The sequence below is a fragment of the Streptomyces sp. SKN60 genome, assembly GCF_026236535.1.
Classification (GTDB): Bacteria; Actinomycetota; Actinomycetes; order Streptomycetales; family Streptomycetaceae; genus Streptomyces.
This window is the reverse complement of record NZ_JAHTMW010000032.1, coordinates 1-22,442: the sequence shown is the minus strand read 5'-3', so window position 1 is coordinate 22,442 and position 22,442 is coordinate 1. Positions and strand designations below refer to the sequence as shown.

General features: G+C 69.1%; 21 protein-coding genes and 1 pseudogene. 15 read left to right on the top strand and 7 right to left on the bottom strand.

The genetic code is table 11. The features are described from left to right. Positions 1-17 precede the first annotated feature (17 nt). Together KV205_RS33810 and KV205_RS33805 are read left to right on the top strand one after the other, a co-directional pair. Positions 18-752 (top strand): DUF1707 domain-containing protein, encoded by a 735-nt coding sequence (locus KV205_RS33810; RefSeq protein WP_265868772.1) that lies wholly within the window; start codon positions 18-20, stop codon positions 750-752. Between the two features lie 171 nt (positions 753-923). Continuing rightward, positions 924-1,307 carry a WhiB family transcriptional regulator gene (locus tag KV205_RS33805; RefSeq protein WP_265868770.1) on the top strand — a complete coding sequence of 128 codons (384 nt, stop codon included), beginning with the start codon at positions 924-926 and terminating at the stop codon, positions 1,305-1,307. Positions 1,308-1,458: 151 nt separating this feature from the next. On the opposite strand, the gene glpX is transcribed toward KV205_RS33805, so the two are convergent. Continuing rightward, positions 1,459-2,493: a class II fructose-bisphosphatase gene (gene glpX, locus KV205_RS33800; protein WP_265868768.1), complete on the bottom strand. Its 1,035-nt coding sequence runs from the start codon at positions 2,491-2,493 to the stop codon at positions 1,459-1,461. Between the two features lie 128 nt (positions 2,494-2,621). Here glpX and KV205_RS33795 point away from each other — a divergent pair, with 128 nt between their 5' ends. Then, positions 2,622-3,146, top strand: a complete 525-nt coding sequence (locus tag KV205_RS33795; RefSeq protein WP_265868766.1) for a DUF4245 domain-containing protein — start codon at positions 2,622-2,624, stop codon at positions 3,144-3,146. Positions 3,147-3,239: 93 nt separating this feature from the next. On the opposite strand, the gene KV205_RS33790 is transcribed toward KV205_RS33795, so the two are convergent. The 4 genes from KV205_RS33790 to KV205_RS33775 all read right to left on the bottom strand — a co-directional run bounded on the left by KV205_RS33790 (position 3,240) and on the right by KV205_RS33775 (position 7,177). Then, positions 3,240-3,830: a malonic semialdehyde reductase gene (locus KV205_RS33790; RefSeq protein ID WP_265868765.1), complete on the bottom strand. Its 591-nt coding sequence runs from the start codon at positions 3,828-3,830 to the stop codon at positions 3,240-3,242. Between the two features lie 281 nt (positions 3,831-4,111). Beyond that, positions 4,112-4,375: an exodeoxyribonuclease VII small subunit gene (locus KV205_RS33785; protein WP_265868763.1), complete on the bottom strand. Its 264-nt coding sequence runs from the start codon at positions 4,373-4,375 to the stop codon at positions 4,112-4,114. Positions 4,376-4,504: 129 nt separating this feature from the next. Further along, the gene (gene xseA, locus KV205_RS33780; RefSeq protein ID WP_265868762.1) at positions 4,505-5,758 is read right to left on the bottom strand and encodes an exodeoxyribonuclease VII large subunit; all 1,254 of its coding nucleotides are present in this window, start codon (positions 5,756-5,758) and stop codon (positions 4,505-4,507) included. A 60-nt stretch (positions 5,759-5,818) separates the two neighbouring features. After that, positions 5,819-7,177, bottom strand: coding sequence for an APC family permease (locus KV205_RS33775; protein WP_265868761.1), 1,359 nt, complete (start codon positions 7,175-7,177; stop codon positions 5,819-5,821). An 89-nt stretch (positions 7,178-7,266) separates the two neighbouring features. On the opposite strand from KV205_RS33775, the gene KV205_RS33770 reads away from it, so the two are divergent. Beyond that, entirely contained in the window at positions 7,267-8,274 is a 1,008-nt protein-coding gene (locus KV205_RS33770) for a 4-hydroxy-3-methylbut-2-enyl diphosphate reductase (protein WP_265868760.1), read from the top strand. A 30-nt stretch (positions 8,275-8,304) separates the two neighbouring features. After that, positions 8,305-9,045 (top strand): polyphosphate--glucose phosphotransferase, encoded by a 741-nt coding sequence (gene ppgK, locus KV205_RS33765; RefSeq protein WP_265868759.1) that lies wholly within the window; start codon positions 8,305-8,307, stop codon positions 9,043-9,045. A gap of 32 nt (positions 9,046-9,077) precedes the next feature. Here ppgK and KV205_RS33760 read toward each other — a convergent pair whose 3' ends face one another. Next, a complete protein-coding gene (locus KV205_RS33760) occupies positions 9,078-9,704 on the bottom strand; it encodes a DUF6542 domain-containing protein (protein WP_265868757.1) in 627 nt (208 codons plus the stop codon). 196 nt (positions 9,705-9,900) lie between these two features. Between KV205_RS33760 and ychF the strand changes: the two genes are divergently transcribed. Then, the gene (ychF, locus tag KV205_RS33755) at positions 9,901-10,989 is read left to right on the top strand and encodes a redox-regulated ATPase YchF (RefSeq protein WP_265868755.1); all 1,089 of its coding nucleotides are present in this window, start codon (positions 9,901-9,903) and stop codon (positions 10,987-10,989) included. A 259-nt stretch (positions 10,990-11,248) separates the two neighbouring features. Next, positions 11,249-11,875 (top strand): helix-turn-helix transcriptional regulator, encoded by a 627-nt coding sequence (locus tag KV205_RS33750; protein WP_265868754.1) that lies wholly within the window; start codon positions 11,249-11,251, stop codon positions 11,873-11,875. Positions 11,876-11,928: 53 nt separating this feature from the next. Here KV205_RS33750 and KV205_RS33745 read toward each other — a convergent pair whose 3' ends face one another. Next, positions 11,929-12,753 carry a UbiA family prenyltransferase gene (locus KV205_RS33745; RefSeq protein ID WP_265868753.1) on the bottom strand — a complete coding sequence of 275 codons (825 nt, stop codon included), beginning with the start codon at positions 12,751-12,753 and terminating at the stop codon, positions 11,929-11,931. A gap of 564 nt (positions 12,754-13,317) precedes the next feature. Here KV205_RS33745 and KV205_RS33740 point away from each other — a divergent pair. The 8 genes and pseudogenes from KV205_RS33740 to ilvN form a co-directional block, all read left to right on the top strand. Beyond that, on the top strand, positions 13,318-14,154 hold the full coding sequence (locus tag KV205_RS33740) for a sugar phosphate isomerase/epimerase (RefSeq protein WP_265868750.1): 837 nt from the start codon (positions 13,318-13,320) through the stop codon (positions 14,152-14,154). Continuing rightward, a complete protein-coding gene (locus KV205_RS33735; protein WP_265868749.1) occupies positions 14,138-14,806 on the top strand; it encodes a cupin domain-containing protein in 669 nt (222 codons plus the stop codon). Before KV205_RS33740 ends, KV205_RS33735 begins: the two co-directional genes overlap by 17 nt. Positions 14,807-14,810: 4 nt before the next feature. Next, a complete protein-coding gene (locus tag KV205_RS33730; protein WP_265868748.1) occupies positions 14,811-15,977 on the top strand; it encodes an FAD-dependent monooxygenase in 1,167 nt (388 codons plus the stop codon). Then, positions 15,956-17,740 carry an FAD-dependent monooxygenase gene (locus KV205_RS33725; protein WP_308404125.1) on the top strand — a complete coding sequence of 595 codons (1,785 nt, stop codon included), beginning with the start codon at positions 15,956-15,958 and terminating at the stop codon, positions 17,738-17,740. The genes KV205_RS33730 and KV205_RS33725 overlap by 22 nt, the downstream gene beginning before the upstream one ends. Then, entirely contained in the window at positions 17,737-18,804 is a 1,068-nt protein-coding gene (locus KV205_RS33720) for a methyltransferase (RefSeq protein WP_265868747.1), read from the top strand. Before KV205_RS33725 ends, KV205_RS33720 begins: the two co-directional genes overlap by 4 nt. Before the next feature lie 30 nt (positions 18,805-18,834). Next, entirely contained in the window at positions 18,835-20,064 is a 1,230-nt protein-coding gene (locus KV205_RS33715; RefSeq protein WP_265868746.1) for an MFS transporter, read from the top strand. 170 nt (positions 20,065-20,234) lie between these two features. After that, on the top strand, positions 20,235-22,025 hold the full coding sequence (locus tag KV205_RS33710; protein WP_374214765.1) for an acetolactate synthase large subunit: 1,791 nt from the start codon (positions 20,235-20,237) through the stop codon (positions 22,023-22,025). Beyond that, a pseudogene (gene ilvN / locus KV205_RS33705) lies at positions 22,022-22,252 on the top strand (acetolactate synthase small subunit); the annotation flags it as partial. The gene KV205_RS33710 and the pseudogene ilvN, both read left to right, overlap by 4 nt. Positions 22,253-22,442 lie beyond the last annotated feature (190 nt).

The window sequence follows — 22,442 nt, the reverse complement described above, 5'->3', positions numbered from 1 at the left end:
TTCGCTAGGCTGGCGTCGTGGACCTCGAAAAGCAGCCCCAGCAGCCGGTCGCCCCCGCGGAGCCCGCCCCGGCCCCCGCCCCGGCGCCCGCCCCCGCGGCCCGGCCCGACTACGCGGATCCGCAGGGCTCGCTGCGCGCCTCCGATGCCGACCGGGACCGGATCGCGGACATCCTCAGGGACGCGCTGGCGGAGGGCCGGCTCGACGCCGAGGAGCACTCGGAGCGGATCGACGCCGTCTACCGGGCCAAGACGGTCGGCGAGCTGGAGCCGATCGTGCGGGACCTGCCCGCGGCCCGCACCGGCCAGGCCTCGGCGTCGGCCACCCTGTGGGGCCCCGAGGAGCCCGAAGGCCCCGCGGACACCATGGTCGCGGTCTTCTCCGCCTCCACCCGCAAGGGCCGCTGGCGGGTCGGCCGCCGCACCAACGCCTTCTCGCTGTTCGGCAGCATCGAGATCGACCTGACCGAGGCGATCTTCGCCCAGCGCCTCACCACCATCAACGCCACCTCGATCTTCGGCAACGTCGAGATCCGCGTCCCGGAGAACGTGACGATGCGCGGCAGCGGCACCGGCATCTTCGGCAACTTCGAGGTGGTGACCCTGGAGGGCGCCGACCCGCAGGCCCCGGTCGTGATGGTCAACGGCTACTCGGTCTTCGGCAACGTCGAGGCCCGTCCCAAGCGCGGCAAGTGGGTCACCGACCTGCAGAACCTCGTTCAGGACAAGTTGCGCAAGCACCTCGGCCACTGACCGCCCGCGTTCCGCTCCTCCCGGCCGGCCCGGCGGTGACCGGATTTCGCCGTCCGGTGTCCGCGCTGCGGAACACCACGGCACGCAGTGCATAGGCGCGCGCACAGCGGGTAGGGCTCGTGCATCGTCGCTCGCTCGCTCGCCCGCGGAAGCCGTCGTCAGGAGTAGACCGTGCTGCACACGCCGCATCAGCCCCTCCGGGTCGCCGCCGCCGTGCCGCCCCAGCGGATCCCCGCTCGGGAGGACGAGGCCGGTCCCTGGCACACGGAGGCGGTGTGCCGGAGGGACGAGGCCGGACTGTTCTTCGCCCCCTCCAAGGAGCCGACCGCCGCCCGGCTCTCCCGCGAGGAGGCCGCCAAGCGGGTCTGCGCCCGCTGCCCCGTGATGGTCGACTGCCGCGAGCACGCGCTGCTGCAGCCCGAGCCGTACGGCGTGTGGGGCGGGCTCACCGCCGCCGAGCGCCGTGTCGTGCTCGCCCGGCGCCGCCGCCGCGAGGTCGAGCTGCGCAAGGCCGCCGCAGCGGAGCGGGCCGAGCGGATCGCCCAGGCCGGCTGACGGGTCCGGCCGACAGGACTCCGGCTGACAGGACTCCGGCCGACAGGCCGGCAGGACCGCTTTCCGCGTCCGTACGGGTACGAGAAGGGGCGCCCCCACCGCACATGGGGGCGCCCCTCTTCGTACCGCCGCCGGATCCGGCGGCGCCGGGTTACTTGGCCCGGTCGAAGTCGATCTTGCTGTAGGCGCGCAGCTTGGCGAGCCGGTGCGTCGAGTCGATCTGGCGGATCGTGCCGGACTTCGAGCGCATCACCAGCGACTGGGTGGTCGCGGTCTCCGAGCGGTAGCGCACGCCGCGCAGCAGCTCGCCGTCGGTGATGCCGGTGGCGACGAAGAAGACGTTGTCGCCGGAGACCAGGTCGTTGGTGGAGAGCACCCGGTCCAGGTCGTGCCCGGCGTCCAGGGCCTTCTGCCGCTCGGCGTCGTCCTTCGGCCACAGCTTGCCCTGGATCACACCGCCCAGGCACTTTATGGCGCAGGCCGAGATGATGCCCTCGGGCGTGCCGCCGATGCCCATGAGCAGGTCGACGCCGGTGCCCTCGCGGGCGGCCATGATCGAGCCGGCCACGTCGCCGTCGGAGATGAACTTGATCCGGGCGCCGGTCTCGCGGATCTCCTTGACGATGCCCTCGTGGCGCGGGCGGTCGAGGATGACGACGGTGACGTCCTCGGCGTTCATGCCCTTGGCCTTGGCGACCCGGCGGATGTTCACCGAGACGGGCGCGTTGATGTCGACGAAGTCGGCGGCCTCGGGGCCGGTGACCAGCTTGTCCATGTAGAAGACCGCGGACGGGTCGAACATGGAGCCGCGGTCGGCGGCGGCGAGGACGGCGATGGCGTTCGGCATGCCCTTGGCGTTCAGGGTGGTGCCGTCGATCGGGTCGACCGCGATGTCGACCTCGGCGCCGGTGCCGTCGCCCACGCGCTCTCCGTTGAAGAGCATCGGGGCCTCGTCCTTCTCGCCCTCGCCGATGACGACCACGCCGTTCATCGAGACGGTGGAGATCAGGGTCCGCATGGCGTTCACGGCCGCCCCGTCGGCGCCGATCTTGTCGCCGCGGCCGACCCAGCGGCCCGCGGCCATCGCGGCCGCCTCGGTCACACGGACCAGTTCCAGGGCGAGGTTGCGGTCGGGAGCCTCGGGCGAAACCTCGAGCTCGGGCGGCAACAAGTGGTGCTCGGTCATCGGAGCGCACCTTTCTGTACGGCGACGGCCGGAAATAAGGAGGGTGCTTAGGACTCTATCGTCAGGTCGACAAATTGAGCAGAGGGGCCCACGTATGAGCACGAACCCTTGATGCGACCATAAGGGGCGTGGCAGGTATGCGAGGCAGGCAGACGGTACGCGGGATGTTCCAGTCCCTCGCGGTGATCATGGTCGCCGCGGGCGTGATGTATCTCTTCATCCCGCACGACGAGAAGGCCGACACGGTCGAGGCGAAGGACTACCGGGTCGAGCTCCTGACGGCCCAGCGGGCGGCGCCGTATCCGGTGCTGGCCCCCCAGGGCCTCGGTGACGACTGGAAGGCGACGGTCGTCTCGTACAAGCGCGAGGAGCACGACGCCTGGCGGCTCGGCTTCCTCGACCCGGACACCCAGTACGTGGCGGTCCAGCAGTCCACCGAGGACCCGAAGAAGTACGTGCCCAAGGTGACCATGGAGGCCAAGAACACCGGGAAGACCCGGTCGGTGGGCGGCCGCGAGTGGCAGCTCTGGGAGGGCCCGAAGTACGACGCCCTGGTGCGCTCCGAGGGTGGCGCGACGACGGTCGTGACGGGCACGGCGTCGTTCGACCGGCTGGCGCAGATGGCGGGCGCGCTGCAGTCGCCGAAGGTCTGACGGGCCTTCCGACACGGATACACGGATACACGGATACGAGGAAGGGCCCCGGTGCGCTGCACCGGGGCCCTTCTCGTGTCTGTGTCTCAGGGATCAGACGGTGGTGATGACCTCGTCGAAGGCCAGGCGCGGGGAGCGCGGGAACCAGGCGTCCTCGCCCGGCTTGCCGATGTTGATCACCATCAGCGGGGTGTGGTCGTCGTCCAGGAACTCCTTCTGGACGCCGGCGAAGTCGAGACCGGTCATCGGGCCGGCGGCCAGGCCGGCGGCGCGGACGCCCACGATGAAGTACGCGGCCTGGAGGGCGGCGTTCAGCAGCGCGGAGCCCTCACGGACCGGGCGCTCCGCGAAGAACATGTCCTTGGCCTGCGGGAAGTGCGGGAGCAGGGCCGGCAGCTCCTCGTGGAACTCGTTGTCGGCGGCCAGGATCGCGACGAGCGGGGCGGAAGCGGTCTTGGCCTGGTTGCCCTCGGCCATGTGCTTGACCAGACGCTCACGGGCCTCGGGGGAGCGGACCAGCGTGATGCGCAGCGGGCTCTGGTTGAAGGCGGTGGGGCCGAACTTGACCAGGTCGTAGATCGCCTGGACCTGCTCGTCGGTCACCGGCTCGTCGGTGAACGTGTTGGCAGTGCGGGCCTCGCGGAAGAGGAGGTCCTGGGCGGCGGGGTCAAGAGCGAGAGACATGCTGCATACCTTCCGGACTGCAAGGGGTTCGCCCGTCGGGATTCGAGCGATGTCTCGACAGTACGTCCGGAGTAGGTGAAGTTTCAACTATCTGAACCGGATAGTGATCCGCTTCACAGATCCGAGTGTACGTGCCCGGCGGGACGCCTGCGGACCCGCCTTCACGTCCGGCCCGTGATGCTCTGCCTGACCGACCTGTCACGCCCGGCCCGGCCGGCCCGTGACGCCTGGCCCGACAGGTCTGTCAGGCCTTGCCCGTCACACCCCGCCCGACCGGGCCGTCACTCCCCGTCGGACGCGGCCTCGCCGCCACCCTCGCCCTCGGCGCGCTCGGCCGCCAGCGAGGCGTCGAGACGGGCCCGGGCCCCTTCGAGCCAGTGCCGGCACACCTTCGCCAGCTCCTCGCCGCGCTCCCAGAGCGCGAGCGACTCCTCCAGGGTCGTGCCGCCCGCCTCCAGGCGCCGGACGACCTCGATGAGCTCGTCACGCGCCTGCTCGTAGCCGAGTGCGGTCGCAGTCTCTTCGGCGCCGTTGCGCGCTGCCATGGGTTCCACCTTCGTCTGTCAGGTCGTCTTGTTCGTTCGATGCTTTTCGGCCGGATACGGGCCGGATACGGGCCGGAGAAGCCCGCCGGCGAGTGCGCCGCCGAAGCGTGCGCGGCAGGCCTCAGCGGGTCAACCGCCGAGTCCACCGTCCACAAGTTCGTCGTCCACGCGTTCACCCTCCACGCGCCGGACGGTGAACTCGCCCGCGGCCACCCGGGCCCGCAGCTCCTCGTCCGCCGCGACCTCCGCCGGGTCCCGCACCACCGAGCCGTCGGCGCGCTGGAGCACCGCGTAACCCCGCTCCATCGTGGCCGCCGGGGACAGCGCGCGGACCCGGGCCCGGGTGTGCGAGAGCTCCGAGTCGGCCCGGTCGAGCAGGTGCCCGAAGGTACGGCGGCTGCGGGCGAGCAGCGCGTCGAGCTCGTCCTCGCGGACCTCGACCATCCGCTGCGGGTGCTCCATGACCGGCCGGGCGAGCGCGTGCGCGAGCCCCCGCTCCTCCCGCTCCAGAAGCCCCCGCACGGCGCGCAGCGCCCGGTCCCGCATCCCGCGCACCCGGTCCAGCTCCTCGCCCACGTCCGGCACCACCTTCTTGGCGGCGTCGGTGGGCGTGGACGCCCGCAGGTCCGCGACCAGGTCGAGCAGCGGCGAGTCCGGCTCGTGGCCGATCGCCGACACCACCGGCGTACGGCACTCCGCCACCGCCCGGATCAGCTGCTCGTCCGAGAACGGCAGCAGGTCCTCGACGCTGCCGCCGCCCCGGGCCACGACGATCACGTCGACCCCCGCGTGTGCGTCGAGCTCCCGCACCGCCTGGATCACCTGCGGCACGGCCTTCACGCCCTGCACCGGCACGTTCCGCACCTCGAACCGGACGGCGGGCCAGCGGCGCCGCGCGTTCTCGAGCACGTCCCGCTCGGCCGCCGACGCCCGGCCGCAGACCAGACCGATCAGCTGCGGCAGAAACGGCACCGGCTTCTTCCGGTCGAGCGCGAACAGCCCCTCCGCGGCCAGCGTCCGCTTCAGCATCTCCAGGCGCGCGAGCAGCTCACCGATCCCGACCGGCCGTATCTCCGCAGCCCGCAACGACAACTGCCCCCGCGGCGCGTACCACTCCGGCTTCGCGTGCACGACCACCCGGGCGCCCTCGGACACGACGTCCGCGACGGCGTCGAAGACCTGGCGATAGCAGGTGACGTTGATCGAGATGTCGTACGACGGATCCCGCAGCGTCAAGAACACCACGCCGGCCCCCGGCCGCCGCGACAACTGCGTGATCTGCCCCTCGACCCAGATCGCCCCCAACCGATCGATCCAGCCCCCGATCAGCCGGGACACCTCACCGACGGGGATCGGCGCTTCCGCTGACGTGTTCAGACCCATGCACCGAGCGTAACGGGAGGGTCGGACACCGTAAGTCCGCCGTGCGGGGCCCACCCCACCTCACGGCAGCGGCCGCCGCGCCCCCTGCACCGCGAGCACCACCAGCCCGATGCCGAACCAGATCACGCCCACCACCTGCGCCGAGGGCGAGGCCTCCACGATCACCGCGATCAGGATGGCCGCGCCGAGGACGGGCGCCACCAGGTGCGGCAGCCAGCGGGGCGGGCCGGCCATGCGGCGGACGGCGAACCAGCTCACCACGCTCGCGTGCAGCAGCACGAAGGCGGTGAGCGCGCCGATGTCGACGACCGAGACCAGATGGTCGAGGCCGTCGTCGCGCCGGGCCGCCCACACCGCCGCGATCATCGTGACCGCTGCCGAGACGAGCAGCGCCACCCGCGGCACGCCCGAGTCGGTACGGGCCAGGAGGTGCGGCAGGCGCCGGTCCCGGCCCATCGCGAAGAGCAGTCGGCCGCCCGCCGCCTGCCCGGCGAGCGCCGCGAAGGCCGCGCCGATCGCCTTCGACACCGCCACCAGGTCGTGCAGCCAGCCGCCCACGGACGTGTCCACCGCGTCGTAGAACGCCGAACCCTGCCTCGCCGGCTCGACCGCCAGCTCCGCCGACGAGACCGGTTCGAGCAGCGCCACCAGCCAGGTCTGCGCCACGAACAGCGCACCCGCCAACACCAGACAGAACAGCACCGCCCGCGCCACCTTCGACGGCCCGCCGGTCACCTCCTCCGCGAAGGAGGCGATCGCGTCGAAGCCGAGGTACGACAGCACGGCCACCGACACCGCACCGACGACCGCCGCCACCGAGAAGCTGCCGTCACCGGTGAGCGGCGACCACCAGTCCCGCTGCGGCCCGTTCCGTACGAGCACGACGACCGCCGAGACCACGAACACAAGCAGCACCACGATCTCCATCGCGAGCACCGCGAAGCCGACCCGGGCCGCGGCCCGTACCCCCCACAGGTTCAGCAGGGTCGTCACCACCACCGCGATCCCGGTCCACACCCAGCGGTGCACCTCGGGGACCAGCGCCTCCATCGCGATGCCGGCGAAGAGATACGCCACCGCCGGGATGAGGAGGTAGTCGAGCAGCGCCATCCACCCGGCCACGAAACCGGGGCCCTCGCCCAGCGCCGTACGGGCGTACGTGAAGACCGACCCGGCCCGCGGCGCGACCCGCACCATCTGCGCGTAACTGAAGGCCGTGAAGCCCATGGCGACCGTGGCCACCACGTACACGAGTGCGACCGCGCCGTGCGACTTGGCGTCGAGCGTGCCGAACACGCCGACCGGTGCCATCGGGGCGATGAACAGGAGCCCGTAGACCACCAGGTCGCGAAATCCAAGATTCCGCCGAAGCCCCTCGTGGTCGGGTGCTTCGTCTCGCACCTGGGATTCCTCAGCCATGGCGCAAGTCTCGGCCACGCCGCAAGGCGAACCGCTGATCAAAACGCCGACCGGAACGCCGATCAGCCACCCACCCGCGCGGCCTTACGATGGGGACCATGACTGCGACGCCCGCCGCCAACCGCCCGAAGCGTGTCCTGCTCGCCGCTCCCCGCGGCTACTGCGCGGGCGTGGACCGTGCCGTGATCGCCGTGGAGAAGGCCCTCGAACAGTACGGCGCCCCGATCTACGTCCGGCACGAGATCGTCCACAACAAGTACGTCGTGCAGACCCTGGAGCGGAAGGGCGCCATCTTCGTCGACCAGGCGACCGAGGTGCCGCCGGGCAACATCGTGATGTTCTCCGCCCACGGCGTCGCCCCGACCGTGCACGAGGAGGCCCGCGAGGGCCGCCTGAAGACCATCGACGCCACCTGCCCGCTGGTCACCAAGGTCCACAAGGAGGCCGTGCGCTTTGCCAAGGAGGACTTCGACATCCTCCTCATCGGCCACGAGGGCCACGAGGAGGTCATCGGCACCTCCGGCGAGGCCCCCGACCACATCCAGCTGGTCGACGGCCCCGAGGACGTCGCCAAGGTCGAGGTCCGCGACCCGTCCCGGGTCGTCTGGCTCTCCCAGACCACGCTCTCGGTCGACGAGACCATGGAGACGGTGGACGCGCTCAAGGAGAAGTTCCCCGAGCTGATCTCCCCGCCCTCCGACGACATCTGCTACGCCACGCAGAACCGCCAGACCGCCATCAAGGAGCTCGCCGGCCAGTCCGAGCTGGTCATCGTGGTCGGCTCCAAGAACTCCTCCAACTCGCAGCGCATGGTCGACGTCGCCAAGCAGGCCGGCGCCCCCGCCGCGTACCTGGTCGACTTCGCCAGTGAGATCGACGAGGCCTGGCTGGAGGGCGTCACCAGCGTCGGCCTCTCCTCGGGCGCCTCGGTGCCGGACGTCCTCGTCCAGGAGGTCCTGGAGTGGCTGTCCCAGCGCGGCTACGTGGACGTCGAGCTGGTCAAGACCGCCGACGAGTCGCTGACCTTCTCCCTCCCCAAGGAGCTCCGCGACCAGGACCTGCGCGCCAAGGCCGCGGCCCTCGTCGAAAACGAGTGACGGAGCGCTCCGGCCCGTAACGTTGGGTCCATGAACGTCTTCGGAGTGGACATCGGCGGATCGGGCATCAAGGGCGCGCCCGTGGACCTCGACCGCGGCGACCTCGCCCAGGAGCGCCACAAGGTGCTCACCCCGCAGCCCGCGACGCCCGACGACGTCGCGGGCCGCGTCGTCGAGGTCGTCGAGCACTTCGGGTGGTCGGGCCCGGTCGGCGTCACCTTCCCGGGGGTGGTCACCGGCTCCACCATCCGTACCGCCGCCAACGTCGACAAGCGCTGGATCGGCGTCGACGCGGGCAAACTGCTCGCCGACCGCCTCGGCGGGCTCCCGGTGACCGTCCTCAACGACGCCGACGCCGCCGGCATCGCCGAGATGACCTTCGGCGCGGGCCGCGGCCGCAAGGGCACCGTCATCCTGCTGACCCTCGGCACCGGAATCGGCTCGGCCGTCTTCGTCGACGGCACCCTGGTCCCCAACACCGAGCTGGGCCACCTGGAGCTGAAGGGCCACGACGCCGAGAAGCGCGCCTCGTCGAAGGCCCGCGAGGACGAGGATCTGAGCTGGGAGCACTGGGCGACCCGGCGGCTGCAGAAGTACCTGGCGCACGTGGAGATGCTGTTCTCGCCGGAGCTCTTCATCATCGGCGGCGGCGTGAGCCGCAAGGCGGACAGGTTCCTGCCGCTGATCGAGGACATCCGCGCCGAGATCGTCCCGGCGGAGCTGCAGAACAACGCGGGCATCGTGGGCGCGGCGATGGCGGCGAAGGGATAGGGGACCTCTCCCTGCTCCTGCCTCTGCCTCTGCTAGCCGCGCTCGGGGGCCGGGCGGCGGACCGGGCGTACGGGCTTGCCGCCGCCGGCTGCCGCGGCGGCGCGCTGACGGCGCCCCATGTCCCGCACCTTGCGTACGCTCGCGATGACACCGGCGACGAGAGTGCCGCCGTACAGCCAGCCCGCGTGCACGGCGAGCGCCGTGACCAGGGCCATCGCCTGCCCGCCGACCCCGCCCGTACCGCCGGAGATCGGCACCACGCCCACGGCGAACGCGATCGGCACGCTGATCGGCGCGGTGACCAGGTCGGCGGTACGGACCCACAGCGCAGTCAGCGCGCTGACCGGCAGGAACAGCAGCCCGTAGGCGAGCGGGGAACCGTCGAGGATCAGCCAGTCCAGAAAGCCGATCACCAGCATCACGGCGGACGCGAAGAGCCCGGCGCCGAGCCCGGTGAGCCGCGGATTGGGCAGCCGGCGCAGCGCCACCACGACGGGCGGCGCGGGCCGCTCCACCCGAGGCCGGCCGGGCCGGGGCCGGGCGGCCACGCGGTACACCGCGGCACCCTCGACCAGCGCGCCGGGCGGCGTCACGGGGCCCTGCGGCCGGCCCGCTGCGGGTCGTCGGGGCTGCGGCTTACGTGTCTTGTGCTGCTCCACCCCACCAACGTAGGTCGGAACGGCCCGGGAACCCCGTACGGGACACGCCCTTTGGGTGACCTTGGCGCGAAGAGGGCCGTCCTGGCCGGGTCGGCCCGCCCGGGGTCACGGTCCGGTGCGAGCGGCGGGACCCGGACGCGCGCCCCGTAAACTGGGGGATCGCCCCACCTCCACTCCTCATAGGGAAGTCGCCACCGTGTCGCTCACGATCGGAATCGTCGGCCTGCCGAATGTCGGCAAGTCGACCCTGTTCAACGCCCTGACCAAGAACGACGTGCTGGCGGCCAACTACCCGTTCGCCACGATCGAGCCCAACGTCGGCGTCGTCGGCGTCCCTGACCCGCGCCTGCAGCAGCTCGCCGACATCTTCGGCTCGCAGCGGCTGCTCCCGGCGACGGTCGACTTCGTCGACATCGCCGGCATCGTGCGCGGCGCGAGCGAGGGCGAGGGCCTGGGCAACAAGTTCCTCGCGAACATCCGCGAGTCGGACGCGATCTGCCAGGTCATCCGTGCCTTCAAGGACGAGAACGTCGTGCACGTCGACGGCAAGGTCTCGCCGAAGGACGACATCGAGACGATCAACACCGAGCTGATCCTCGCCGACCTGCAGACCATCGAGAAGGTCCTCCCGCGTCTGGCCAAGGAGTCGCGGATCAAGAAGGACATCGGGCCCAAGGTCGCGGCCGTCGAGGCGGCCAAGGAGATCCTGGAGCGCGGCGACACCCTCTTCTCGCAGGGCATCGTCCAGGGCTCGGAGAAGGCGGAGCTCCTCCACGACCTGCACCTCCTCACCAGCAAGCCCTTCCTCTACGTCTTCAACGTCGACGAGGACGAGCTGACGGACGAGTCCTTCAAGGACGAGCAGCGCGCCCTGGTGGCCCCCGCCGAGGCGATCTTCCTCAACGCCAAGCTGGAGGCGGACCTCGCCGAGCTCGACGAGGCGGACGCCCTGGAGCTCCTGGAGTCCGTCGGCGCCGAGGAGCCCGGCCTGGCCATCCTCGCCCGCGTCGGCTTCGCCACCCTCGGCCTCCAGACCTACCTGACGGCCGGCCCCAAGGAGTCCCGCGCCTGGACCATCCCCCAGGGCGCGACGGCCCCCGAGGCCGCCGGTGTCATCCACACCGACTTCCAGAAGGGCTTCATCAAGGCCGAGGTCATCTCCTTCGCCGACCTCCTGGAGGCCGGCTCGGTCGCCGAGGCCCGCGCCAAGGGCAAGGCCCGCATGGAGGGCAAGGAGTACGTCATGCAGGACGGCGACGTGGTGGAGTTCCGCTTCAACGTGTAGCACATGTGCAGGTCAGGGAGGGTCCGACTCCGTGGGGTCGGGCCCTCGGGGCGCCGAGGCATTGGGTGGGGGTGTTCGGTATCGTGTTCGGAACGATCATCGTCACACTGGGCTACGGCCTCGAACCGCTCGTTCGAGAGGGCTGTAGCAGGGAGGGCCTTTGCGTTACCCGGCTGCGGCGCAGTTTCTGCGTAACGCGATACCAGACGTCATCCACGCCTATCAGCTGGCGTTGAGGACGGTCCGCAGTCCCCTGGCCATGCGCAAGGAAGCCTGGCCGAAGTGCCGCGACCAGGCGCAGGCGATCGTGGAGGACTGTGTCGCGCGACTGACCGGGGACGGGCCGCTCGAGTCGGCCGAAGCCTGGCGGTACTCGCATCTCGTGGGCACCGACCGGGCCAACCAGGGGATCGCGGTCGCCGAGTCGGTGCGTGCGGTGGAGATCCTGTGGAACGCCATGCAGCCGACCATCAACGCCGCCGTTCAGCACGAGGCGCCCGCGCGACGGGCCCCCGCGCTGTTGCTGATCAGCACCGCGTTCCGCTCCAGCGCCGGAAGCCGGCTCTACGCGGGCGCCGTCGGCTACGGCGGGGCCACCGCCCGGACCACCGCCCGGACCACCGACCCCCTGCCGAACGATGACGACACCGCAGCCGCCGAGGGCGTCTCCGAGGCGGCGCCGATGCACGCCGGGGTGGGCGTGGCGTTGTCCCGGCGCGAGAAGGAGGTGCTCGAGGGGGTGGCGAAGGCGATGACCAACAGCCAGATAGCCCGCCAGCTCGGCATCACCACGGCGACCGTGAAGCGGCATCTCAACAACATCTACGGCAAGTTGGGCGCCGTGTCCCGCATCGACGCCGTCAACAAGGCCTTCGGGCGCTACTGACCCACGGACCTGTGCAGGGACCTGTGCACGGACCGCTGCACGGGCGGCCACGGTCACGCGGGTCCGTGCAGCAGGAGCGCGAGCAGCATCGTGATGTTCGCCGCGAACTGGGTGCACATGAACACGCGGTACGCACTGCGGCGGGTCTTCCTGTCCCCGTCGGCGGCCCTGGCCGTACGGACGATCTGCGCCACCAGGCAGACGGCGCCGATCGCCACGGGGACCGCTCCGGCCAGCGTCAGCGGAGCCCAGACCAGCGCCGCCAGTACCCCGCCCGCTCCGACGAGGAGAGCGCCCGCCACCGCGACCGCGCGGGCCCGGGCGGCACCGTGGCGCACGGCCACGGTACGACGCCCGCCGACGGCGTCTCCCTCGACGTCACCGAGGTCCTTGACGACCGCTCCCACCAGGGCCATCCAGGCGCTCATCACTGTGGCGAATACCAGCCCGGAAGGGCCGAGTTCGCCCCCCACGGCCACGGCACCCGCAGCGAACGAGGTCCAGCCGAGTCCGAACACCACCACCGCGCAGGTGCTGCTCCAGCGTTTCGCGGGAAACGGCGGCGCCGAATAGAGCCAGCCAAGCAGCAGGAACAGCGCCACCCACAGGGTGAGTCCGGGGACGTACAGGGACAGCAGAAGGGACCCCGCGGCCACGACCGCGGTGAGCGACGCGGCCGTCCGCTCCGGCAGATCGCCCCGGGCGATCGGACGGGCGGACCCGTTGGCGCGGTCCTCCTTGACGTCCAGCACGCCGTTGACGAGGTAGGCGCCCACCACCGCCAGCCACCAGACGAGGACCCCGGCGGCCAGGTGCGGTCCGTCCGCCAGATCCTGGGAGACGAAGGCGGCGCCCACCGCGAACCGTGTGAGGAACACGAGCTGAACCACAGGCCGTGCCTCGACCAGGCTCAGACGCGCGTAGCGGAGGACGCGGCAGAGCGAAGCACGTGGCCGCGAAGCACGAGGCCGCGATTCGGGGAGGAGAGCTCTGCCGGAGGTCATTGTCACGGCGTTCAGCCTACGAGGATCGTGTCGTCCCAGGCCGTGACTGCATCCAAGGGTGTACGGCAGCACCTCGCCCCTCGCACGCGGCCTCGCACGCGTCCTCGTCCTGATCGCGGTCGCGGTCGCGGGCCCGGGCCCGGGCCCGGTGCATCCTTGGGTGCAGTTCCGCCTGCCCGCCGCTCCTGGTTGACATCGTATGGGTCGACCGAGGAAGCAGCAGGAGAGAGTCATCAGTGGCCGGCATCAAAAATGCTCGGCGTGTGACTGCCTGTCTGCCAGAGGCCGCCTGAAACCGCTCGCCGGAACACCGCCGGCGGATTCAGGCCGGTTTGGAACCGGTTTCGATGTAGCTGCCTGCCGACTGCGAACGCAGCTATCGATCTGCACTGTGACGTGCCGTTCCACCATCGGGAGGTAAGCGAAGTGGATTACCACATGGGTACGGTCACCCTGGGTGGCTCGCTGCCAGAGAAAATGGAGGCAATCGCTGACGCCGGCTTCTCTGGTATCGAATTGATGGAATGGGACCTGCAGGCATCTTCGGTGCCCGTCGCCCGAACCATGGCGGAAGACCTCGGCCTGGAGATCATCAACTATCAGCCGCTCAGGGATTTCGAAGGCGGCCCCAGGGACCAGCTGGCGCCCAAGCTGGACCGGATCGAGCGAATCTTCGACTCCATGGAGCAGTTGCGGACCAGCACACTGATCCTGTGCAGCAACGTCAGCGACGTTTCGGATCTCGACGACGAGGAGGTCGCCGAAGACCTGGCGCTCCTGGGCGAAAGGGCCGCGGCCAGAGGGTTTTCGATCGGTTACGAGGCGCTGTCCTGGGGGCTGCGGGTCAATACGTTCCGTCAGGCCTGGAGAATGATCGAGCTCTCCGGCGCCGCAAACATAGGTCTGGTGCTCGACAGCTTCCACACCCTGGCCCTGAACGACCATTTCGAGGATCTTTCCGACGTGCCGCCGGAGCGCATCGCGCTGATCCAGGTCTCGGATGCTCCCCGCATGGGTCTGGATGTGAAGTCCTGGAGCCGGCATCACCGCTGCTTGCCGGGCGAGGGCGATTTCGATGTGGCCGCGTTCCTGGCGCCTGTGCTGGCCAACGGTTATGACGGCCCGATCTCGCTCGAAATATTCAATGATCATTACAAGATGCGGCCCCCCGCGCCGCTGGCGCGACAAGGCATGACCGCCCTGCGCGAGGTCACGACGGCGGCGATGGTGCCGGCTCCCCGAGAAGGAAGGCAGTTCCATGAGCACCGAATATGAAGTATTCGACTTCCCGGAGATCGAGCCCGGCCCCGAGAAGCCGCTGGTGCTCGGCCCGGCGGGCGAGGTCTTCAACTTCGTGCAGACCGGCGAGAGCAACGGCGGCAAGTTCCTGTTCTCCAAGCTGACCGTGCCGCCGCACGTCGGCCCGCCGCCGCACATCCATCACCGTACCGATGAATGGTTCTACGCGCCGAACGGCGGATTCAGCATCTTCATGGGGCCCAACGAATTCCCCGACCTGGACATCACGCCGGGCGATGGCGCCGACAAGGAAACCGTCGTCATGCTGCCGATGCGCCCGAAAGAACTTCTCTACGTTCCCCGAAACTACACGCATGGTTTCGTCAATACGACACACACCAACCAGGAGATGTGGTTGGTCTGGTCGCCGGACACACCGGAGAGCTCCATCCTCCCGTACTTCATGAACGCGGGAAAGGTCGTGACCAGCAAGCAGGACATCACGGAGCCGGACTTCCTGTCCCGCATTCGTCTCGTCTCCATGGCTCGCGACTACGGCATCAATCAGAGCGCGGACTTCTGGGACTTCGTCAAGGACGTCGTGGAAGACCGGCCCGAATGGCTGCCGAGCGACAGTCGCGCGAGGCTGCTGAACCTGTTCCACGACGAGATCGAGGCGCAGGCGTAGTCCCATGGGCATCGACGACAAGACCTCGATCGCCATCGTCGGCGGTGGATTGGGCGGAGCCGCGACGGCCGCGCTGCTGCAGCAGGCCGGCCATTCCGTGGCGGTGTTCGAGCAGGCACGCACGTTCGAGCCCGCCGGCGCCGGGATCCACCTGACGCCCAACGTGACGCGCATCCTGGGCCATGTCGGGATCGGTGACGCGCTCGTCAGGTCCGGACACCTCCCGGAATCGTTCACCAGCCGGAACCTGACATCGAATTCCGTCCGGTGCGCACTGCCGCTCGGTGACCAGGTGAAGGAGAGGTACGGAGCTCCCTATCTCACCGTCGGCCGCGGCGTTCTCCATCGAGAGCTGCTCGGTGCCCTGCGGCCGGACAGCGTGCAGTACGACAAGCGACTGGTCTCGCTCGACGACCGCGGCACGCAGGTGCGGATGCACTTCGCCGACGGAAGCACCGCCGAAGCCTCCTGCGTGATCGGTGCCGACGGTCTGGGGTCTCGGGTCCGTGAAGTGATGCACGGCCCCGAACGCCCCGGTTTCTCCGGCCAGATCGCGTACCGGGCGACCGTGCCCGCGCACACCCGAGTCCCTGTCGACAGACGGTGCATCACCAAGTGGTGGGCCGACGACAGGTTCGTCATCGGCTACCCGACCGACTCCCGGAGCGGCGACTACTACTTCGTCGCCGGCGCGTCGGCCGAGGCGTGGACGCATCCGCGGTCCTGGGTCGACGGCGACCAGGACGAGATGCTGGACGCCTTCACCGGCTCCTGCGACGAAGTCCTCAGCCTGCTCCACGCGGCTCGGTCCCTGACCAAATGGCCGCTCTTCGAGCGTCCGCCGATGCAGCAATGGGGACGAGGGCGCATCGCGCTCCTCGGCGACGCCTGTCACCCCATGAGGCCGCACATGGCGCAAGGGGCGGCCATGGCCATCGAGGACGGCGTGCTGCTGCTGCGCTGCCTGGAGGCCGAGGACGAGATCGAGGCCGCGTTCTGGCGCTACGCCGAGAGCCGCAAGCAACGCACCGCTCGGATCCAGGCCGTGTCCGCCGCGAACTCGTGGCTCAAGGACGCCGAAGACCCGGCCTGGGTCTTCGGCCATGACGCGATGACCGTTGATCTACATGAACCCAGGAGACATTCCACGTGTACGACACTGACGTCCTGATCGTCGGGAGCGGTCCGGCGGGGTCCTCCGCGGGACTGATGCTGAGCACGTACGGCATCGAGAACCTCGTGATCACGAAACACCGCTGGCTCGCCGACACTCCGCGTGCGCACTACAAGAACCAACGCACCATGGAGGTCTTCCGCGACCTGGACGTGGCGGACGAGATCCTCGCCAAGGCTTCACCCAAAGAAGTCATGGGCAATGTCGTCTTCTGCACCAGCCTGGTGGGCGAGGAACTGGGGCGACTGCCCTACGGCGCCAACAGGGCACAACGGCAGAGCGATTACGCGCTGGCCAGCCCGGCCGAACACTGCGACCTGCCGCAGACCCTCCTCGAACCCATCCTGCTGTCCAATGCCGCCGCACGTGGCAGCCATGTCCGGTTCGACACGGAGTTCCTGCGCCTCGACCAGGACGAGCACGGTGTCACCGCGCAGGTCCTGGACCGGCTGAAGCGCGAGCGCTACGAGATCCGGGCCAAGTACCTGATCGGGGCGGATGGCGGCAACAGCCTCGTGGCGGAGCAGATCGGCCTGCCCATGGAAGGCCACATGGGGCTCGCCGGCAGCATCAGCATCATCCTGCACGCGGATCTCTCCCACCTCGTGGCGCACCGCCCCGGCTATCTCTGGTGGATCATGCAGCCGGGCGCCAACGTCGGAGGCATCGGCATGGGCCTCCTCCGTATGGTCAGGCCGTGGAACGAGTGGCAGATCGTGTGGGGCTACGACATGAGCGCCGGCGAGCCCGACGTCTCCGAGATCGACGCGGTCGGCATCGCCCGTCAACTGATCGGCGACGACTCGGTGGACATCACCATCCGCTCGGTCTCGACGTGGACGGTGAACCAGAAGTACGCCACCGAGTACTCCCGGGGACGGGTGTACTGCATGGGCGACGCCGTGCACCGTCATCCGCCGTCGAACGGCCTGGGCTCGAACACGTCGATCCAGGACGCCTACAACCTGGCGTGGAAGATGGCGATGGTCCTGAAGGGGCAGGCGTCGGACCGACTCCTGAACACCTATGACCAGGAACGCGCGCCGATAGGCAAGCAGATAGTCGAACGCGCGAACAAGAGCATTGAGCAGTTCGGAGGCATCTTCTCCGCACTCGGACTGGACGCGAACCTGGATGCGGAGCAGATGCGCGTCAACATGTCCGTCCTGAAGGAGGCTTCCGCGGCGGGCGCCGAGAAGCGGAAGATGCTGCGCGAGGCCATCGAGCTCAAGTCGTACGAGTTCGCCACGCAAGGTGTCGAACTCAATCAGCGCTACGTGTCACATGCCGTCTGCCCGGACGGTACCGCGCAGCCCGCCTGGCAGCGCGACCCCGAGCTGTACTACCAGCCGTCCAGCCGGCCCGGCGCCCGCCTGCCGCACGCCTGGCTCGACCGGCAGGGCACGCAGGTCTCGAGCCTGGACGTGGTGGGCAAGGGGAAGTTCACCTTGCTGACGGGGCTGAACGGGCAGATCTGGCTCCAGGCCGCCCAGCGTCTTTCGGAAGAGCTCGGCATCGAGATCGCCGCGCACGTCATCGGCCCCGGACACGCCCTGCAGGACCTCTACGGCGATTGGGCAGAAGTGACGGAAATGCCGGAAGACGGCTGTCTGCTGGTGCGTCCGGACGCGTTCGTCGCCTGGCGCAAGGAGGACTCTTCCGCGGCCGTGGACTCGCTGCGCGCAGCCTTGCGCCGGATTCTCGGGAACGCGACGGCCCGTCCACACGCGGTGATGAACGAGGAGAAGAAGGTCGCATGACCATCCAGACGTCCTTCCAGGCGGAGCCCGCCAAGCGCGAAGGCACCGAGACCGGGGCAGCGGCTGCCGGTGACATCCGCAGGATGCAGGAACTGATCCGCGGCATGGCGGTTACCCAGATGATCGCCGCGGCCTGCGAAGTCGGACTGCCCGATGCGGTGGACGACGACGCGACGTCGCTGGAGACTCTGTCCGAACAGCTGAAGGTGCACGCCGGCGTCCTGACACGGCTTGCCCGAGCACTGGCCACCTACGGCATCTTCGACGTCGACACGGACGGCGGAATCCGCCACAACGAAGCCTCCCGCCTGCTGAGGACCACCACGGCCGGCCCCTCGCTCCACTGGGCCGCGCGATTCTGGGGGATGCCGGGCATCTGGCGGTCCTGGGGAGCGCTGAGCCATTGCACCCGTACCGGCGAGGAAGCGTTCTCGCACGTCAACGGGCAGGACTTCTTCGCCTACATGAACGGAAGCCCTGAAGAGGAAGCGCTCTACCAGCGCTATATGGCGAGCGGATACCCGGGACGCTACGCGGCGATCGCCGACGTCCTCACGGTGGCCCCCGGCGAACGCGTGATCGACGTCGGAGGGGGAACCGGAAGCCTGGCGCGGACGATCCTCGAACGAAATCCGGACGCGCACGCCGTCGTGTACGACCAGGCCAGCGTCATTTCCGCCCTCCCTGAGGCACCGGGGGACGCCCGACTGAGCACGCGCGCGGGCAGCTTCTTCGACGAGGTACCCACGGGAGGAGACATCTACATCCTGTCGTGGATTCTCCACGACTGGCCGGACGAGAAGGCGGAGTCCATTCTCCGCAACTGCCGCAAGGCGATGAGCGCCGGCGCCCGACTCGTCGTCGTGGATCGCGTCCTGCAGGAGTCTCCGCAGGACTGCGATCCGCTCGACCTGGTGCTCGATCTGCAGATGCTGGTCCTGCACGGAGGGCGTGAGCGCACACTGGACGACTTCACGCGACTCCTGAAGGCGGCAGGCTTCTCCGCTCCTCAGATCCTGTCCGCGCGTCCGGAATTCGCGGTCGTCCAAGCATGTGCCGTGTGAACGTCGATTCCCCATCCTGTCGAGAGAGCAATGACCACTGAGAGTGCAACAAGCCGGGCGGCGCAGCTCGGCATGTCACGCGGCCTGACCTTCCTGATGGCCGTGGCCTGCGGCGCGGTCGCAGCCAACATCTACTACGCGCAGCCCCTGGTGGCGTTGATCGGCCCCGACGTGGGCCTGAGCGCGAGCGCCTCCAGCCTCGTGGTGACCCTGACCCAGATCGGCTACGGCGTCGGCCTCGTCGTACTGGTTCCGCTGGGCGACATCTTCGAGAACCGTCGTCTCATCATGGTCACCCTGGCGGCCTGCATGGCTGCGCTGCTGAGCGCGTCGGTCGCATCGAACGCCGGCCTGTTTCTCGCCACTTCGCTGATCATCGGCCTGAGTTCGGTCGTGGTGCAGATGCTGGTGCCCTTCGCGGCTCACCTCGCCCCGGAAGAAAGCCGTGGACAGGTCGTCGGCAACGTCATGAGCGGCCTGCTGATGGGAATCCTGCTCGCCCGTCCCGTGGCCAGCATGACGACCGACCTGCTCGGCTGGCGTGCGATCTTCGCCATCTCCGCCGGCCTGATGCTGGTGCTCGCCGTCACCCTGCGTTCGGTCCTTCCGGAACGGAAGCCGAGCACCTCCGTCCCCTACCTGACGTTGCTGGGGTCGATGGGGCAGCTGCTCGTCCGCACGCCGATCCTGCGGCGCCGGGCGTTCTACCACGCCATGCTGTTCGGGGCGTTCAGCCTGTTCTGGACCGCTGTGCCACTGATCCTGGCGAGCCCGGCGTGCGGTCTGAGCCAAGGCGGAATCGCCCTGTTCTCCCTGGCGGCGGTGCTCGGGGCCTTTGTCGCACCGGTTGCGGGCCGTATCGCCGACCGCGGTCTGACGAAACCCGCGACGGGCATCGCGATCCTGACCGTCGTGGCCTGTTTTCTTCTGGTGTTTGCCAGTGGCGGACACGTCGTCGCGGCCCTGTTCGTCGCGGCGCTCCTGCTCGACGTGGGGATTTCGTGCAACCTGGTGCTGGGGCAGCGCGCGATCTTCTCGCTGGGGCCGGAGGTCCGCAGTCGACTCAACGGCCTCTACATGGCGATCTTCTTCATCGGAGGCGCGATCGGGTCCGCCGTTGCCAGTTCGGTGTACGCGTCGTACGGGTGGGCGGGCATCGCCTGGTGCGGCATCGCCTTCCCGCTGCTGGCCGGCCTCTACTATCTGACCGAATTCATGCCCCGGGGATTGGCGTCCGCACACAGCGGGAAGATAAGCTGAGACCTCGCATTCCCGTGATTTACCGCGGGAACTTGCTTGAGCCGTCACGAACGGATTCGCTCTGCTCCGACGAGAGTTCTGATCCCTCGGAGCCGCCGAGCGCGTAGTCGTCACCCGACACCGCTCTTTGCGCGCCATCTCTCAGTACTTCCGGACTTACCGCCCGACTGCTGAATTCTGCGCGCTGCCCTTCGAATCAGTATTCGAGTCAAGCCAACAGGAACGAGCAGATGACCGAACAGATGACAGGTGCTCAAGCTCTGGTCAGGGCTTTGGAGCACGTCGGAGTCGACACCGTGTTCGGATATCCGGGCGGCCATATCCTCCCCGCCTACGATCCGCTCTACGACTCGACCAAGGTCCGCCACGTACTGGTCCGGCACGAGCAGGGCGCCGGACACGCAGCGGAGGGCTATGCCCAGGCCACCGGCAAGGTCGGCGTCTGCATGGCCACCTCCGGCCCCGGCGCCACCAACCTGGTCACCCCGATCGCCGACGCGTACATGGACTCCGTCCCCATGGTCGCCATCACCGGCCAGGTGTCGAGCAGCATGATCGGCACGGACGCCTTCCAGGAAGCCGACATCTGCGGCATCACCCTTCCGATCACCAAGCACAACTTCCTGGTGACCGACGCCGACGACATCGCGCGCACCATCGCGGAAGCCTTCCACATCGCCTCCAGCGGCCGCCCCGGTCCGGTACTGGTCGACATCACCAAGGACGCGTTGCAGGCCGACACCGAATTCCACTGGGAGCCGACGACGCACCTGCCGGGCTACCGGCCGGTCACCCGGCCGCACGCCAAACAGATCCAGGAAGCGGCCAAGCTGATCTCCGAGGCCGAGTGCCCGGTGCTGTACGTCGGCGGCGGCGTGCACAAGGCCGGCGCCTCGGCGGAACTGCTCCGCCTGGCGGAGCTGAGCGGCATTCCGGTCGTCACCACCCTGATGGCCAGGGGCACCTTCCCCGACAGCCACCCGCTCCACATGGGGATGCCCGGCATGCACGGCAGCGTCTCGGCGGTGGGCGCACTGCAGAAGGCAGACCTGCTCATCGCCCTGGGCGTGCGGTTCGACGACCGGGTCACCGGGCAGCTGTCCTCGTTCGCACCACGGGCCAAGGTCATCCACGCGGACATCGACCCGGCGGAGATCTCCAAGAACCGGGTGGCGGACGTCCCGATCGTGGGTGACTGCAAGGAGGTCATCGGCGCCCTCGTCCAGGCGATCGACCGCCCCGGGGACTACACCGAGTGGCGTGCGCTCCTCGACCGGCTGAAGGAGACCTACCCGCTGGGGTACGAGGACTTCGCGGACGGCTCACTGGCTCCGCAATACGTCCTGGAGAGGCTCAGCTCCATCGTCGGGCCGGACGCCCTCTACGTGGCCGGCGTCGGCCAGCACCAGATGTGGGCGTCCCACTTCATCGGCTTCGAGCGGCCCGGCGCCTTCATCACCTCCGGCGGCCTGGGCACGATGGGCTTCGCCGTGCCCGCCGCGATGGGCGCCAAGATGGGGCGGCCGGACACGGTGGTCTGGGCCATCGACGGAGACGGCTGCTTCCAGATGACCAACCAGGAGCTGGCCACCTGCACGCTCGAAGGCGCGCCGATCAAGGTCGCGGTCATCAACAACGGCAACCTCGGCATGATCCGCCAGTGGCAGTCGCTCTTCTACGACCAGCGGTACTCCAACTCCGATCTGCGGACGGCCCAGCGCGTCCCCGACTTCGTGAAGCTGGGGGAGGCCTACGGCTGCGTCAGTCTGCGGTGCACCCGGCCCGAGGACGTGGACGCCACGATCGCCAAGGCGATGGAGATCAACGACGTGCCGGTGGTCATCGACTTCGTGGTCCACGAGGACGCCATGGTCTGGCCCATGGTCCCCGCCGGGACCAGCAATGACGACATCAAGATCGCCCGGGACATGACTCCGAGGTGGGAGAGCGACGACTCATGAGCACACACACCCTGTCGGTCCTCGTCGAGGACAAGCCCAGCGCGCTCACCCGGGTCACCGCCCTCTTCAGCCGGCGCGGCTTCAACATCGACTCCCTCGCCGTCGTCCCGGCCGAGGCGGGCGGCTTCTCCCAGGTCACCCTCGTGGTCGACGCGGACGACACACCGCTGGAGCAGGTGACCAAGCAACTCGACAAGCTGATCAACGTACTGAGCGTCACGGAGGTCGGCCGGGACTGAGCCGCGGCATCCGTCCCGCCCGGCCGGGCGCAGGTCAGAAGGGGTCGGCTCCTCCGGGGCCGGCCCCTTCGTCATCGTGAAGTTGACATGGGGTTTCCCCGTCCGTAGTGTTCTCCGAGTTGTCCGACGTGAGCACCGACCCCGGTCGGCCCCGGACAGCCATTCCGCAAGAACCATC